The 13,829-nt window shown below is 73.8% G+C and carries 13 protein-coding genes; 7 read left to right on the forward strand and 6 right to left on the reverse strand.

The features are described from left to right. The first annotated feature begins 206 nt into the window (after positions 1 to 206). Positions 207 to 1,694, forward strand: a complete 1,488-nt coding sequence (locus tag DEJ51_RS29080) for a PucR family transcriptional regulator (protein WP_150260524.1) — start codon at positions 207 to 209, stop codon at positions 1,692 to 1,694. Positions 1,695 to 1,712: 18 nt separating this feature from the next. Here DEJ51_RS29080 and DEJ51_RS29085 read toward each other — a convergent pair whose 3' ends face one another. Continuing rightward, on the reverse strand, positions 1,713 to 2,111 hold the full coding sequence (locus DEJ51_RS29085) for a molybdopterin-binding protein (RefSeq protein ID WP_150260525.1): 399 nt from the start codon (positions 2,109 to 2,111) through the stop codon (positions 1,713 to 1,715). Between the two features lie 276 nt (positions 2,112 to 2,387). Here DEJ51_RS29085 and DEJ51_RS29090 point away from each other — a divergent pair, with 276 nt between their 5' ends. The 4 genes from DEJ51_RS29090 to DEJ51_RS29105 all read left to right on the forward strand — a co-directional run bounded on the left by DEJ51_RS29090 (position 2,388) and on the right by DEJ51_RS29105 (position 4,955). After that, entirely contained in the window at positions 2,388 to 2,768 is a 381-nt protein-coding gene (locus tag DEJ51_RS29090) for a hypothetical protein (protein WP_150260526.1), read from the forward strand. Between the two features lie 168 nt (positions 2,769 to 2,936). Beyond that, positions 2,937 to 3,356 carry an ATP-binding protein gene (locus DEJ51_RS29095; protein WP_150260527.1) on the forward strand — a complete coding sequence of 140 codons (420 nt, stop codon included), beginning with the start codon at positions 2,937 to 2,939 and terminating at the stop codon, positions 3,354 to 3,356. Positions 3,357 to 3,600: 244 nt separating this feature from the next. After that, positions 3,601 to 4,197 carry an ECF RNA polymerase sigma factor SigK gene (gene sigK / locus DEJ51_RS29100; RefSeq protein ID WP_411757406.1) on the forward strand — a complete coding sequence of 199 codons (597 nt, stop codon included), beginning with the start codon at positions 3,601 to 3,603 and terminating at the stop codon, positions 4,195 to 4,197. Beyond that, entirely contained in the window at positions 4,194 to 4,955 is a 762-nt protein-coding gene (locus DEJ51_RS29105; RefSeq protein ID WP_150260529.1) for an anti-sigma factor domain-containing protein, read from the forward strand. Before sigK ends, DEJ51_RS29105 begins: the two co-directional genes overlap by 4 nt. A 45-nt stretch (positions 4,956 to 5,000) precedes the next feature. Here the strand turns inward: DEJ51_RS29105 and DEJ51_RS29110 are convergent, their stop codons facing one another. Further along, positions 5,001 to 5,450 (reverse strand): GNAT family N-acetyltransferase, encoded by a 450-nt coding sequence (locus tag DEJ51_RS29110; protein WP_150260530.1) that lies wholly within the window; start codon positions 5,448 to 5,450, stop codon positions 5,001 to 5,003. A 560-nt stretch (positions 5,451 to 6,010) separates the two neighbouring features. Between DEJ51_RS29110 and DEJ51_RS29115 the strand changes: the two genes are divergently transcribed. Then, entirely contained in the window at positions 6,011 to 8,077 is a 2,067-nt protein-coding gene (locus DEJ51_RS29115; RefSeq protein WP_150260531.1) for a SpoIIE family protein phosphatase, read from the forward strand. Positions 8,078 to 8,084: 7 nt separating this feature from the next. Here DEJ51_RS29115 and DEJ51_RS29120 read toward each other — a convergent pair whose 3' ends face one another. The 3 genes from DEJ51_RS29120 to DEJ51_RS29130 form a co-directional block, all read right to left on the reverse strand. Beyond that, positions 8,085 to 8,840, reverse strand: a complete 756-nt coding sequence (locus DEJ51_RS29120) for a DUF4118 domain-containing protein (RefSeq protein WP_150260532.1) — start codon at positions 8,838 to 8,840, stop codon at positions 8,085 to 8,087. Positions 8,841 to 8,989: 149 nt separating this feature from the next. After that, positions 8,990 to 10,102, reverse strand: a complete 1,113-nt coding sequence (locus DEJ51_RS29125; RefSeq protein ID WP_150260533.1) for a mechanosensitive ion channel family protein — start codon at positions 10,100 to 10,102, stop codon at positions 8,990 to 8,992. Positions 10,103 to 10,302: 200 nt separating this feature from the next. Then, positions 10,303 to 11,577 (reverse strand): pyroglutamyl peptidase, encoded by a 1,275-nt coding sequence (locus tag DEJ51_RS29130; RefSeq protein ID WP_150260534.1) that lies wholly within the window; start codon positions 11,575 to 11,577, stop codon positions 10,303 to 10,305. A 284-nt stretch (positions 11,578 to 11,861) separates the two neighbouring features. Here DEJ51_RS29130 and DEJ51_RS29135 point away from each other — a divergent pair, with 284 nt between their 5' ends. Beyond that, positions 11,862 to 12,851 carry an MBL fold metallo-hydrolase gene (locus tag DEJ51_RS29135; protein WP_150260535.1) on the forward strand — a complete coding sequence of 330 codons (990 nt, stop codon included), beginning with the start codon at positions 11,862 to 11,864 and terminating at the stop codon, positions 12,849 to 12,851. On the opposite strand, the gene DEJ51_RS29140 is transcribed toward DEJ51_RS29135, so the two are convergent. Beyond that, positions 12,838 to 13,671, reverse strand: a complete 834-nt coding sequence (locus DEJ51_RS29140) for an alpha/beta fold hydrolase (RefSeq protein WP_150260536.1) — start codon at positions 13,669 to 13,671, stop codon at positions 12,838 to 12,840. The genes DEJ51_RS29135 and DEJ51_RS29140 overlap by 14 nt on opposite strands. Positions 13,672 to 13,829: the final 158 nt, after the last annotated feature.

A 13,829-nucleotide genomic window follows, 5' to 3' on the forward strand; every position in this document is an offset into this window, starting at 1 on the left:
CGGCCTGACAGGGGGTTTCGGCCAGTGAAGCAACGCGAACGGGGGTGGGACGACTGGTCCCGGCCACGGAATCGAACCGGCCGGAAACCCTCCCTCCTGGAGGATCAACCAAGAGGCATACCAGGTGCTTCACCTAGCATTTACGATGGCTCAGCCTCTGTTCACCTCGCGAATGTGGGCGCTGCCCACCGCAAGGAGTCCCCGCCATGCACGTCCTCGACCTGCTCCAGCTCGACAGCCTCGGTCTCAGCCTGCTCTGGGGCGAGGAAACGCTTCTCGGCCAGGAGGTCGCGGGCGTCACCGCCACCGACCTGGAGGAGCCCGGCCGCTTCCTGGGGCCGGGGGAGCTCGTGCTGAGCGGGCTGGTGTGGTGGGCCGAGGGCGACGTGGCCAAGGCGGACCGCTTCGTCGGCGCGCTCGCCGACGCCGGAGCCACGGCGCTGCTCGCCGGGGAGGAGACCCACGGCAGGGTCCCCGAGGAGGTCGTCGCGGCCTGCCGGAGCCACCGGGTGCCGCTCGTGGCCGTCCCCGCGCGCACCAGCTTCCGGGCGGTGACCGAGGCCGTGTACCTGCGCCAGTGGGGTGACCTGAGCCGCCGCCCGACCCGGCTCTTCGCACTCCCCGAGAACGTGCGCGGCGAGCTGAGCCGGCTCGTGGAGGCGGGGGCCGGCCCGGACGAACTCCTGGACCGGGCGTGCGCGCACCTCGGCCGGGTCTCCTGCTACCTGCTCACCGCCAGTGGCCGCACGGTGGCCCGCACACCGTCCGCTCCCGAGCTGCCCGCCCGGCAGGCGTCGGCGGCCTCCGCGCGCGGCGGGGTCTGGCTGCGCATCGAGACCGAGAGCTCCCCGTACGACGCCTGGCAGCTGCACGTGCCCGACCCGGACGCGGCGCCGCCGCGGGTGCTCCACGAGATCGCCGAGGTGCTCGCCCAGAGCCGGGGCGCGCAGACCCGCCGGCTCGCCGCGGAGCGGCTGGCGGGGCAGGAGCTGATCGGTGTGCTGGAGGGCACCCTCGCGGGCCCCGCCCCCGCCGACACCGGAGCGCTGGAGGAGGCGCTCGCGGGCGCCGGGCTGCCCGTGGGAGGGGCGTACCGGGTCCTGGCGGCCACCTCGGGCGACGCGCTGGCCGAGGCCCTGCGCCACCTGGAGGGCGCCACGTACGCTGTCGGCCGGTCGGTGGCGGTGCTGCACGAGGACCCGGCCGGCGCGACCGACGCGGCCGGCGCCACCGACACGATCGGCGCGCTGCGCGCCGTGTGGCCGATGATCCAGCAGTGCGGGGGGCCGCAGCCGGAGCTCCGGCTCGGCCTCGGCACGCGGGCCGAGGGACTGGAGGGGCTGCGCGCCTCGCTCAGCCAGGCCCGGTTCGCGCTGACCTCGGCCGACGAGGCGGTCCCGGTGCGCGGGGTCGAGCAGCTGGAGACCCTCGGCGAGCTCATGGCGGGAATCCCGCCGGAGGTGCGGTCGGTGTACGGGGCGCGGATCTTGGGGGCGCTCGGGGACGGGATGCTGCGGGAGACCCTGGAGGTCTTCCTGGCCAACAACTGCTCCTGGGCCCGCACGGCGGAGGCGCTCCACCTCCACGTGAACACGGTGCACTACCGGATCGAGCGGGTGGAGGTCCTGACGGGCCGTGATCTGTCGCGCCTGGACCACAAGCTGGACCTGTACGCGGCGCTGCGCTGCGGATGACCGCGCTCCGCCCGGGGCCTACGGTGACGAGATGTGGACCTCGGTGGACTTCACCCGGGCCGTGACGGTCGAGCCGACCGTGATGCCGAGCTGCTCGACCGACTCCCGGGTCACCACGGACACCACGTGGTGCGGCCCCGACTGGATCTCCACCCGGGCCGCGACGTCGTCGAGCCGTACGGCGGTGACGATCCCGGCGAAGGAGTTCCGTACGGAGGTCAGGGCGGAGCCCGGCGGCAGCGGGTGCGTTCCGGCGGCGCGTTCCTTGGCGAAGGCGGCGAGGGCCACGCCGTCGACGGCCCGGGAACCGTCCGGAGCGCGGTCGGCCGCCAGCCGACCCGTCCCGGTCCACCGGCGGACGGTTTCGGGGCTCACGCGCAGCAGTCGGGCGGCGAGGCCCATGGAGTACGACGGCACGGCCGCAGCATAGGCGGTGCCGCTCCGGCCGTGAACGGCGAGGCGGCGGGGGCGGATCGGTCGGGGGTGCCCGCCCGGACCGGCTCGGGAGCGGTGCACGCGCGGCGCGGCGGTCCGGTGGCCCGGTGAACCGCTCGTCACCCCACACCGGCGGTTTTGTCCGTCGATGAGGTTCTTCCAATCCCTCACCCCGTTCGTGGCGAATCCCTGATGAGGCTCCTGAGCTCGACGGGGCCGCTGAACCGACTGTCCGATGAAGGGAAGGAGGTGAGTGCGATGACCGGTTCGCTGCGCACCCGGCGCCTGATCGTCGGAGCCGCGTCCGCCGGGCTGCTGGCCGGCGGGTCGCTGCTGGGCCTCTCCGGCGCCGCGACCGCCGCTCCGGCGGCGTCCGCCACGGTGAACTCGACGCTCACCAGTGACCGTGACCGTGACCGTGACCGCGACCACCGGCAGGACCGCCATGACCGCCACCACCGGTGGGACCGCCATGAGCGGTGCACCTGGGTGAAGGGCCACTGGGAATCCAAGGGGCACCACGGCAGCTGGCACCAGGGCTACCGCGACCACCAAGGCAACTGGCACGACGGCTGGTGGGGCAAGGGCTACTCGAAGCACTGGGTGCCCGGACACTGGAACTGCCACGACAAGTGGTAGTCGCGCCGACTCCGCAGCGCCGCAGCGCCGTGGCGCCGACCTGGCACAAAGGGGTTCCGGGGTCACCGCCCCGGAACCCCGTCCGTTCCCGGCCCCGTCTCGGCCCGGCCCGGCTCGGCCCGATCCGGCCCGGATCCACCGGGGCCGCTCGCACCGCGAGGAACCGTCATGGACACCGCAACCGCATCCCCCGCGCGGCCGAGGACCGTGCACCACCCCCTGCCGCCGGGACCGCAGGCCGCCGGGGAGGCCAGACGCAGCGTCGCACGCACCCTGGCCCTGCACCCCGCGCGCTGCCCACAGGAGGCCGCCTGCGACATCCTGCTGATCGCGTCCGAGCTCGCCACCAACGCGGTCCGGCACGCCGTCCCCCCGTACGCGCTCACGATCAGCCTGGACCGCGGCCGGGCGGGCATCTGCGTCAGCGACGGATCGCTCTCGCTGCCCCAGCGGGCCGACGGCCACGGCACCGACGCCACCCGGGGGCGCGGCCTGCAGATCGTCCGGGCGCTGGGCGCGGACCTCTTCGTCAGCCGCTCACCGCGCGGCAAGCAGGTCATCGCCGTGCTCACGTGGCGGGACGGCTGACCCCGCGGTTCCCTCGGACGAGGGAACCGCGCGCCGCCCCGGCCCGTGAACGCCCTCCCATCCGGGCGCGCCTCCGCTACGAAGAAGCGTCAGACCCATCCCCTGGATCCGTGGCCGACACCGCCCCGCACGGCGGTCCGGCCGCCGCTCTCCGGACAAGGACCACCATGCGATGGACACCCCGCCCCCGGCCGGACGCCCCCGGCCCGCCCTGCGTCTGGTCCCCACGGCCGGAGCCCGCACCGTGAACCAGCCGAGCCCCGCCGCTCCCGACCCCGCCGCCGGCGCCACCGGCCGCGCCGACCTCCCCCAGGTCATGCGGCAGGTCGCCCACGGCGACAAGGAGGCGTTCGCCGTCCTGTACGACGCCCTCGCGCCCCTGGTCTTCGGGATCGTGATCAAAGTCGTACGCGACCGGGCCCAGTCCGAGGAGGTCGCCCAGGAGGTCATGATCGACCTCTGGCGGCAGGCCGCCCGCTACCGGCCCGCATCCGGCAGCGTCGGCACGTGGGCGGCGACCATCGCCCACCGGCGCGCCGTCGACCGGGTCCGCTCCGCCCAGGCGTCCGCCGACCGGGAACGCGCGCAGGCCGCCCGCGAGCACCGGACGGCGTTCGACGAGGTCGCGGAACAGGTCGAGACCCGCCTGGACAGCGAACAGGTCCGCCGCTGCCTGCGCGGCCTCACCGAACTCCAGCGCCAGGTCGTGACCTTGGCCTACTACCAGGGTCTGACCTACCGCGAGGTCGCCGAAGTCCTCCACACACCGCTTCCCACCGTCAAGACACGTATGCGCGACGGACTGATCCGGCTCCGCGACTGCATGGGGGTGACCACATGAACCAGCACCGGTCCGACCGGTCCGACAGCCACACCCTCACCGCCGCCTACGCACTGGACGCGCTGGACCCCGGCGAACGCGGGCCGTTCGACGACCACCTCTCCCGCTGCGCGGAGTGCCGCCTGGAAGTGGCAGGTTTCCAGGCCACCGCGGCCCGGCTGGCCTCCGCCGTGGCCCAGCCGCCGCCCGCCGCCCTGAAGCAGCGGACCCTGGCGGCCGTCGAGCAGGTGCGCCAGCTCCCGCCCCGCAGCTCCACCACCCTCGCCCCGGTCCCGCTGCGCGGCGCCCTGCGACGCAAGGCCGGCCTGCTCGCGGCGGCCGCGAGCGTGGCCGCCGCGGCCCTGTTCGCGGGCCTGGCCGCCTGGCAGAACCAGGAGAGCCACCACTACGAACAGCAGGCCCGGCAGATCGAGCAGCGCCTCGGCGACGTCAGCACGGTCCTGGCCGCCCCCGACGCCCGTACGGCCCACGGCCGCACCAGCAACGGAGCCTCCGCCACCGTCGTCTCCTCGGCCCTGCGCGACCAGGCCGTCTTCACCGCCGGCGGCCTGCCCGCTCCCGTCCCCGGTACGACGTACCAGCTCTGGCTGGACCACGACGGCACCATGAGCCCCGCCGGCCTCATCCACCAGGACGGCACCGTGCTGATCGACGGCGACACCGCGGACGCCGCCGCCATCGGCCTCACCGTCGAGCCCGCCGGAGGATCCCCGCACCCCACCACGGCCCCGCTGCTCCTGATGGACCTGCCGGCCTGACCGCGTACCGGAACGCACACGGCGGCGGCAGCCCCGGCCGGCGGTTCAGGGGGCCATGTCGTACGTGACCCACATGGTCCGCGTGGCGACCTGGTCGTACTTGGACCGTGCCCGGTGGTTGTCGTCGGCGGTGATCCATCGGACCACGCTCCAGCCGCGCTCGGCCGCGAGCGCGCGCAGAGCGCCGAGCAGCAGGTCGGCGGCGCCGGAACCGCGGTACTGCGGTGCCACGAACAGGTCGTCGAGGTAGCAGCCGACCGTCGCGGAGAGCGGCCGGGCGAACGGGCGGTAGTGGGCCAGGCCCAGCAGCCGGCCCTCGGTGTCCTCGGCGACCAGGGCCCCGACCTCGTGGCCGGGGTCGGTCACCCAGGACCACACGGTGGCGGCCGCCTCCTCGGACTGCTCCACCCCGTAGAAGTCGGCGTAGCCGCGGTAGAGGGCGCGCCACTGGGGGAAATCGCCGTCCCGCACGGAACGCACGCTGATGTCGGACATGGGGCTGGACTCCCGTGCTCGGAGGAAGGCGCAACGGAGCGGGGTGTACGCCGCCGCGCCGGGTCAGAGCATCGATCATGCGGGAGCCCGGCGGGCGGGGCAGGGTGCCGGGGTGTCGAAACGGGCGCCGTCCCAGCGCCACGATGTACGGGTGCGGCCGCCGGGCCGGCCGGCGGGGCCCCGCGCGCCGAACACCGCTGTCGGCGCGCGGGGCCTCGTGCACCAGGTCGCTCCGTGACCGCGAGAGCCGCCAAGCGGTCCGGAGGGTGGTGGCCACGGCCAGTCAACCAGCGGCGACCCCGGGGCGGCACCTGGTCCGGGGCACGGATTCGGGCCGGCCGGCCCGGCGTCCTCACGGTGGATCATCCAAGAGAGGTGAATCGGCCACTGCTGCCTCCAGTCACACGGTGAAGTCGGTGCTTCGCCCGGTGAATGCGGGTCCGTACCGGCGTGGAGTGCCGGCGCGACGGCGCTCCGGGCCGCCACGGGGCCTCCGGCGTGCCCGCACGACCTGTCCGCATGATGATGTGGAGAGGACGGCGTGCGGAAGGGGGCGTCTCGTGCCATCGGCCCGGCCGGGGGGCGAGGAGACCCACGGCCCGATCTGGGCCGAACCCGGGTCGCTGCTGGAGCGCGTACCCGTCGCGGTCCTCGGCATCGACGAGCACGACCGCGTCTGTTTCTGGGGGCCCGGGGCCCGGGACCTGTTCGGGTACGAGCCCGGCGCCGTCCTCACCCGCCCCGGCGCCGTCCTCTTCGCCGACGCCTCCCGCGGCGCATCCGCGTCGTGCGCCCGGCTCACGGAGCAGGGCCGTACGCAGGGATACTGGCGCGGCCGGCTCACGGCCCGGCACCGTGACGGCACCGCCTTCGACTGCGGCTTCCGCTCCTTCTCCGTGACCGGGTCCGGTGGCCCCTCGGTGGTGATGGTGCTGTCGAGCCGCAGCGACGAACTCGACCGGGTCAAGACCAACCTCGCGTTCCTCGACGCCCTCTTCGAGACCTGCCCCATCGGTCTCGTCATGGTCGACGAGGACCTGCGCTACATCCACCTGAACCAGGCGCTCGCCGACATGGACGGCCTACCGATCCGGGCCCACCTGGGCCGGCGCATGGACGAGATCATGATCACGTCCGACGGCGGTGAGTACGAGCGCATGGTGCGCGCCGTCGCCCGGGGTGGAGCGCCCGTCGTGGGGACCCTGGTCGGCGTCCGCCCGCGCGGATATCCGGACCGGGACCAGGTCCGGTCCGTGAGCTTCTTCCCGCTGAGCCGGGCCGTCGGCACGCATGCCGGAGTGGGCGGGTTGATGATCGACGTGACGGACCGGGAGCGGGCCATCCTGGAAGCCACCGCCGCGCGTCGCCGGCTGGCCCTCCTCGACGGGGCCTCCACCCGGATCGGGACCACCCTGGACGTCAACCTCACCGCCCAGGAACTCGTCGACGCGTCGATGCCGGACTTCTGCGACGGCTCCGTCGTCGAGATCGTGGAATGGATGGACGAGACCGAGGACTTTGATCCGGGGCGGCCCCTGTTCACCCGCCGCATCGCCTCCGGGACGACCCTGCCCGCTCCGGCCGTCGAGCTGGTGAGCGGAGTCGAGAAGGTGCGCTATCCGCCGGGCTCCGTCATCCACGACATGCTGAGCACCGGCCGCGCCATCTCGGCCGTGGTGGACGAGGAGTTCCTGGCCCGTACGGTCGTCACCGAGTCACGCACGAGGATCATGGGCGAGAGCGGGGTGGCCTGCATCCTCGTCGCCCCGCTCATCGCCCGCGGCACCGTCCAGGGCATCGCCATGTTCGGCCGGTCCGCCGCCCGTCCGCCCTTCTCCGAGGAGGACGTCAGCCTGGCCGGCGAACTCGCCTCGCGCGCCGCGATCTGCCTGGACAACGCCCGCCTCTACAGCCGGGTCCAGGACATCGCCCTCACCCTGCAGCGGGCCCTGCTGCCCTCGGCGCTGGCGGCTTCCCCGTACGTGGACGTGGCCCACCGGTACGTGCCCGGCAGCAGGATCACCGAGGTCGGCGGTGACTGGTACGACGTGATCAACCTGCCCGACGGCCGGGTCGTCCTCGTGGTGGGCGACGTGATGGGGCACGGGGTGTCCGCGGCAGCCGCCATGGGCTACCTCCGGATCACGACCAAGGCACTGGCCCGCCACGACGGGGAGCCCGCCGACCTGCTCACCGAACTCGACGCGTGTGCCCAGGAAGCCGGGATCGAGCTCGCGACCTGCGTGTACCTCGTCTACGACCCGCGCAGCGGACGCGCCCGCATCGCGAGCGCGGGCCATCCCCCGCCCCTGGTGCTCCGGCCGGACGGCACGGTGCGGACCGTCGACGAGGTCCTCGGGGTCCCGCTGGGCGTCGGCGGCTGCCCGTTCCGGACCACCGAGATCGAACTCCCCGAGAACGCGACGCTCGCCCTGTACACGGACGGCCTCGTCGAAGCCCGGGGACGGGACATCGAGGTCGGGCTGGACGCGCTTCGCGCCCAGCTGGGCGACCACGGACAGTCGCTGGAGGACATGGCGGACCGCATTCTGGCCGGCCTGCTGCCCGAACCGCCCACCGACGACACGGTCCTGATCCTCGCCCGCGTCCACCGCCACGCCCCGTGAGCCGGACTCAGCCGCGGTGGCACACCCCCGCCGTGTCCAGCGCGGCGCCCGCCAGCGCGGCCAGGGCGACCGCCACCGAGCGGGCCTCCTCGGGCGGCAGGCGGTGGCCGGGGAGGGGGTCGAGGAGGAAACGGCCGTAGTAGTGGCCGCCCCCGACGACCCGCAGCTCGGTCTCGCCGTCCGGCCAGTCGGCGTACCCGGTGACGCTGCCGCCGCGGCGCAGCCACAGGCGGCCGTCGTGCTCCAGCCGCGGTCGGTGCCCGATCAGGGACCCGTACTCGAAGCGGCAGCCCCGCAGGTCCAGCAGACGGACGAGTTCCTGGCGGACGAACTCGACCACCGCGTCCGGGGAGCCGCCCCGCTCGATCAGCCGGGCGGTGCCCTGGAGGCTCGACAGGTGCGCGGCGCCGGTGACCGCGGCCTCCTCCATTCTGCGGGCGCGGACGGCGGGCCGGGCGACGATCAGCCCGATGGCCAGCAGCAGGACGGCCGTCTGGACCTCGTCCCGGTCGGCGATGCCGACGTGCTCGTAGGGCCGGGTCAGCAGGAGGAGGCCGAACCAGGCGGCCGCGGAGAGTGCGGCCAGGGCCGCGGCGGCCCGGGTGCCCGACGCGGCGATCGCGACCACGGCCACGACCAGGACCAGGGCCTCGTTCGCCGGGGAGAGCCAGGTGCGGAAGGGGACGAGCGCGAGTGCCACGAGGAGGGGCACCACCAGGGCCCCGAACAGCGCGGCACGGTCGTGCAGTCGGTACCCGGGCATGTGATGCCTCCCGTCCGATGTGACAGAACCAGCTGGCCGATCGGCTGTCGCCAGGTCCAGCCTGCCCACGGCGGGGCGCGGAGGCACCCGCCGTGGTGAGGTCTTGACGCACCGCATACCCGTTCCGCACCCGGGCCGCCCCGGAGGGCCTACCGGCTGCCGTCCCTGAGCAGCGACGGGGGCGCCTCGCGCTGGTGCGGGACCGGCGGGTGCGGCGACGCCGGCGGCTGGACGCCGTCCCGGTGGAGCGCGACCGTACGCGTCGGAGCGGGGATCGAGATGCCCTCCGCCCGGAACCGCTCGTGCAGGCGCTTGATGAACTCGTGCTTGATCCGGTACTGGTCGCTGAACTCGCCGACGCCCAGGATCACCGTGAAGTTGATCCGGGAGTCGGCGAACGTGTGGAAGCGGACGGCCCCCTCGTGCGCGGGGTCCGCGCCGTCCACGTCGGCCATCACCTTGGCGACCACGTCGAGGGTCACCCGCTCGACGTGCTCCAGATCGCTCTCGTAGCCCACACCCACCTGTACGAGGATGGAGAACTGGGCCTCCGGCTGGGTGAAGTTGGTCATGTTGGTCCGGGCGAGACGCCCGTTGGGGATGATGACCAGGTTGTTCGACAGGTTACGGACCACGGTGTTGCGCCAGTTGATGTCGACGACGTAGCCCTCCTCGCCGCTGGTGAGCCGGATGTAGTCACCGGGCTGCACGGTCTTCGAGGCGAGGATGTGCACACCGGCGAAGAGGTTGGCGAGGGTGTCCTGGAGGGCCAGCGCCACGGCCAGACCACCCACACCGAGGGCGGTGACAAGCGGCGCGATGGACACGCCGAGGGTCTCCAGGGCGACGAGCACGCCCATCACGAGGACCACGATCCGCGTGATGTTCACGAAGATCGTCGCCGAACCGGCCACACCGGTGCGCGCCCCCGCCACGGACTGGACGAGGCCCGCGACGACCCGCGCGGCGCTGAGCGTGGCGATGAGGATGAGCAGGGCGGTCAGCGACTGGTTCACGAACCGCGAGACCCGCACGGTCAGCGGCAGGGTCGTGGCGGCCACGGCCGCGCCCGCGATCAGGGCGGCTCCCGGCGCGATGGTGCGCAGCGCGTCGACGATGATGTCGTCCCCGCGCCACCGGGTCCGTTCGGCGTGCCGGCCCAGCCAGCGCAGGAGCGCGCGCAGCAGCAGCCCGGCCGCGGCGCCCGCCGCCAGCGCGATCCCGGCGACAAGCCAGTCGTGCAGGACGAGATCCCGGATCAACGGACCCCCTCCGGTGCGCCGCGCCGGCCCGGGGGAGTGGCAGCGGGCGCCGCCGGCCGTCGTATGGGGTGTGGGTGTGTGGTCACCTTGTCACCTGTCAGTTTGTCGTGCGTGAAGCCGCGTTCGGGCGTGTGTACGCATCCGGAACGGGCTGCCATCCTGCCCCATGGCAGCAGGACGCACCGCAGGCGGGGCCGCCGCTACCGCCGCGCGGCGGCGTGTTCGAGTACCGCGCGGACCTCCGCGGTGATCGCGCTCTCGTTGGCTTCGAACTCGGGGCCGGTGAGCTGCCGGGGGTCCGCGGGCAGGCCGGTGAGCACCGGCGTGTGGAGATGGCCGCCGGGCAGGTGCGGGGCGAGTTCGGAGCGCAGCCGGTTGGATCGGTAGGCCACCTCGTTGGACAGGTAGCCGCCTCCGCCGCCCGCGACGGCCCGCGAGCCCGGGGTCGGGCCGTCGGTCCGGTCGACGGGCGCGGTGCCGCCCGCCGGGATCTCGGTCACGTCGCTGTTGAGCAGGACCGGGTACGGGGTCTGCACGGCGCCGGTGACGGCGTCCGCGGGGAGCGTGGTGCGGATGAACTCCGGGCCCGGGCCGAGGCCGGGGGCGGTCACCGGGTGCTCGCGGGTGCCGCCGGACAGGGCGCGCACGTTGTCGGGGTACGGGTCGGCGGACCGCGCCCGTCCCGCCCAGTCCTCCAGGGTGAAGATGCCGGGGTAGCCCTGGCTGACCGTGGTGATGACGTCGGCCGAGGCGGGGCCGGCGGCCAGGCGCGGGGCGAACGCCCGCTCCACCATGCCGGCGTCGAAGTCGGCGTACCGCACGGGGAGGACGACGGCGCGGATCTCGGCGGCGCTGCCGTCGGCGAGGGTGACCCGCCGTCCGTTCAGCTGGAGCGCGGCCGATCCCGACGGGTTGGCGCGGCGTATCTCCGCGTCGAGCCCGAAGGGGTCGAACCCGCTGATGAAGACGCGCCGGACGCCCGGCGCCGTCCGGAAGGCGTTGTTCGTCAGGCCCCGGGAGGCGTCCTCGAAGCGGGCGCGGAGCGCGGCCCGGTCGGCGGTGAACTCCGGCTGCCAGCGGGCGAGTGCGGCGGTCATGCCGAGCCGCGCCCAGTACAGCGGCCGGTCGTCCCCGGGGGCGAGGTCGCCGCCGGGCCGCCGGCCCTGGGCCCGCTGTACGGAGGCCTGCCAGAGCGCCTCGCCCCAGTCGGCGACGAGCCGGCCGGCCCCGGCGGGGTCGCGGGTCGCGCACAGCGCGGCGGGGAACCGGCGGACGAAGTCCCCGAGCCCGCCGCGCTCGACGAGGGCCGTGGTGCGGGCGTCCGAGAGGCGCGCCTGTTCCGCGTCCGGCGGCGCGGAGGTTGAGGCGCGGCAGGCCGGCGAACCGTCGGCCGCGTGCGCGGGCGGGGCGACGGCCAGGGGGAGGACGGTGGCGAGAAGGGCAGCGGCCGATGCCGCACGCCGTAAGAGCATCATGCGATGTGACATTACATAGCCGCCCCCACCCCCACCAGGCACACCGGCCGCGATGGCCGTGACTGTCTCAACCCTGGTGCCCGTGCGGCTGGTTCGGTGCGGACGGCCGTGGTCACCCGCGCCGGTCCGCTCGAAGGAGTGCGGGGGAGGGGGGAACGGTGGAGCGGTCACCGCCGCCTTAAAGCCAACTCCTTGCGTTAGCTCGCGGTAGGACTTACCGTCACTTAAAGCGAATGAATCGCTTTTGTTGTCGGCCGGCCCCCTGCAGACGAAGGAACAGGCGCATGCACACCGCACAGTTCACCGAACCGGCCCCCTCGGGAACCGCTGCCCACTGGTCCGTCGGGGAGATCACGGTCCACCGCGTCGACGAGGTGCCCCTGCCGCCGGCGACCGGGCCGTGGCTGCTGCCGGCCGCCACCCCGCAGGTGGTGGGCGAACACGACTGGCTGCGGCCCGACTTCGCCGGACCGGACGGTGTCCTGCACCTCGACAGCCACAGCTTCGCGCTGGTCGTGGACGGTCTGCGCGTCCTCGTCGACACCGGGATCGGCAACGGCAAGACACGGGCCAACCCGGCCTGGCACCAGCTCCGTACCGACTACCTCGCACGCCTCGCGGACATCGGATTCACCCCAGGCAACGTCGACCTGGTGATCCTCACCCATCTGCACACCGACCACGTCGGATGGAACACCCGCGAGGTGGACGGCACATGGGTGCCCACCTTCACGGGTGCCCGCTACCTGACGTCGAGGGCGGAGTACGCGTTCTGGGCCGCCTACGACATGGACGAGGCGCGGCGCGGCATGTTCCGCGACTCCGTCGTACCCGTCGAGGAGGCGGGTCTGCTCGACCTGGTCGACGTACCGGCCGAGGGGATCGACGTGGCCCCGGGGCTGCGTCTGCTGCCCGCTCCGGGGCACACCCCCGGGCAGATCGCCGTACAGGTGAGCAGCGCGGGCGCGACGGCCCTCGTCACCGGGGACGCCGTCCACCACCCCGTGCAGCTCGCCCGTCCGGAGATCGGCAGCTGCGTCGACATCGACCCGGTGCAGGCCGAGGCCACCCGCCGGGCGCTCCTCGCCCGGCTCGCCGGCACCGGCGCGCTGGTCCTGGGGACGCACTTCCCCCCGCCGACCGCCGGCCGGGTGGTCGCCGACGGGGACGGCTACCGGCTGGAGCCCGTGGCCGCCGCCCCGGCCCCCGCGGCGGTGCGGGCCGCGGAGTCCGGGGCGCGGCGGCCCGCCGGGCCGGGCCCTACTTCCCGATGAAGGCCAGCAGGGCGTCGTTGACCTCCTGGGCGTGGGTCCACAGCAGGCCGTGCGGGGCCCCGTCGAGCACGACGTAGTCGGCGTGCGGGAGGGCCTTGTGGAACGGTTCCGCGGTCGCCCCGATCGGGAGGATGCGGTCACCGGTGCCGTGGAGGATCAGGGCGGGCACGTCGATCTTGGGGATGTCGGCCCGGAAGTCCGTGGTCCAGGTGAGGACGGCCGCGCGCGAGGCGTACGCGGAGGCACCGGCGGCCGTGGCCCAGCTCGCCCGGACGGTCTCCTCGCTGATGCGCGTGCCGAGGTTCTCGTCGAGGTTGTAGAAGGCCTGGTAGAAGTCGGTGAAGTAGGCGTACCGGTCCTTGGTGACGGCGGCGAGGATGCCCTCGAAGACGCTGCCGTCGACGCCGGTCGGGTTGTCCTCGCTCTTCAGGAGGTAGGGCTCGAGACCGGCGAGGAAGGCGGCCTTGGCCACACGTCCGGAACCGCGGGTCCCGAGGTAGCGGCCGACCTCGCCGGTGCCCATGGAGAAGCCCACGAGGATCGTGTCCGTGAGGTCGAGGGTCTCCATGAGCGTGTGGAGGTCGTCCGTGAAGGTGTCGTAGTCGTAGCCGGTGGTGGGCTGGCTCGACTGCCCGAAGCCGCGCCGGTCGTAGGTGATGACACGGTGGCCGGCGTCGAGCAGGGCCGGGAGCTGCTTCTCCCAGGAGTGCCCGTCCAGCGGGTAGCCGTGGATGAGCACGACGGGCTGCCCGCTGCCGTGGTCCTCGTAGTAGAGGTCGATGTCGGTGCTGTTCTCCTGGCCGACGGTGATGAAGGGCATGCTGGCCTCCTGTGGTGGTCCGGGTGCGTTCCGCGGCAGCAGTGTCCCGCCCCGGAGCCCCCGAACCGCGTCGGAACACGGCCTTCCGTCTCGCCCCTCGCCCGAGGAGCTGTGGGCCGTGCTGGAGCCGGCGCTCACGTAACGGCCCGCACGCGGCT

Source organism: Streptomyces venezuelae (assembly GCF_008642275.1).
In the GTDB taxonomy this organism is placed as follows: domain Bacteria; phylum Actinomycetota; class Actinomycetes; order Streptomycetales; family Streptomycetaceae; genus Streptomyces; species Streptomyces venezuelae_E.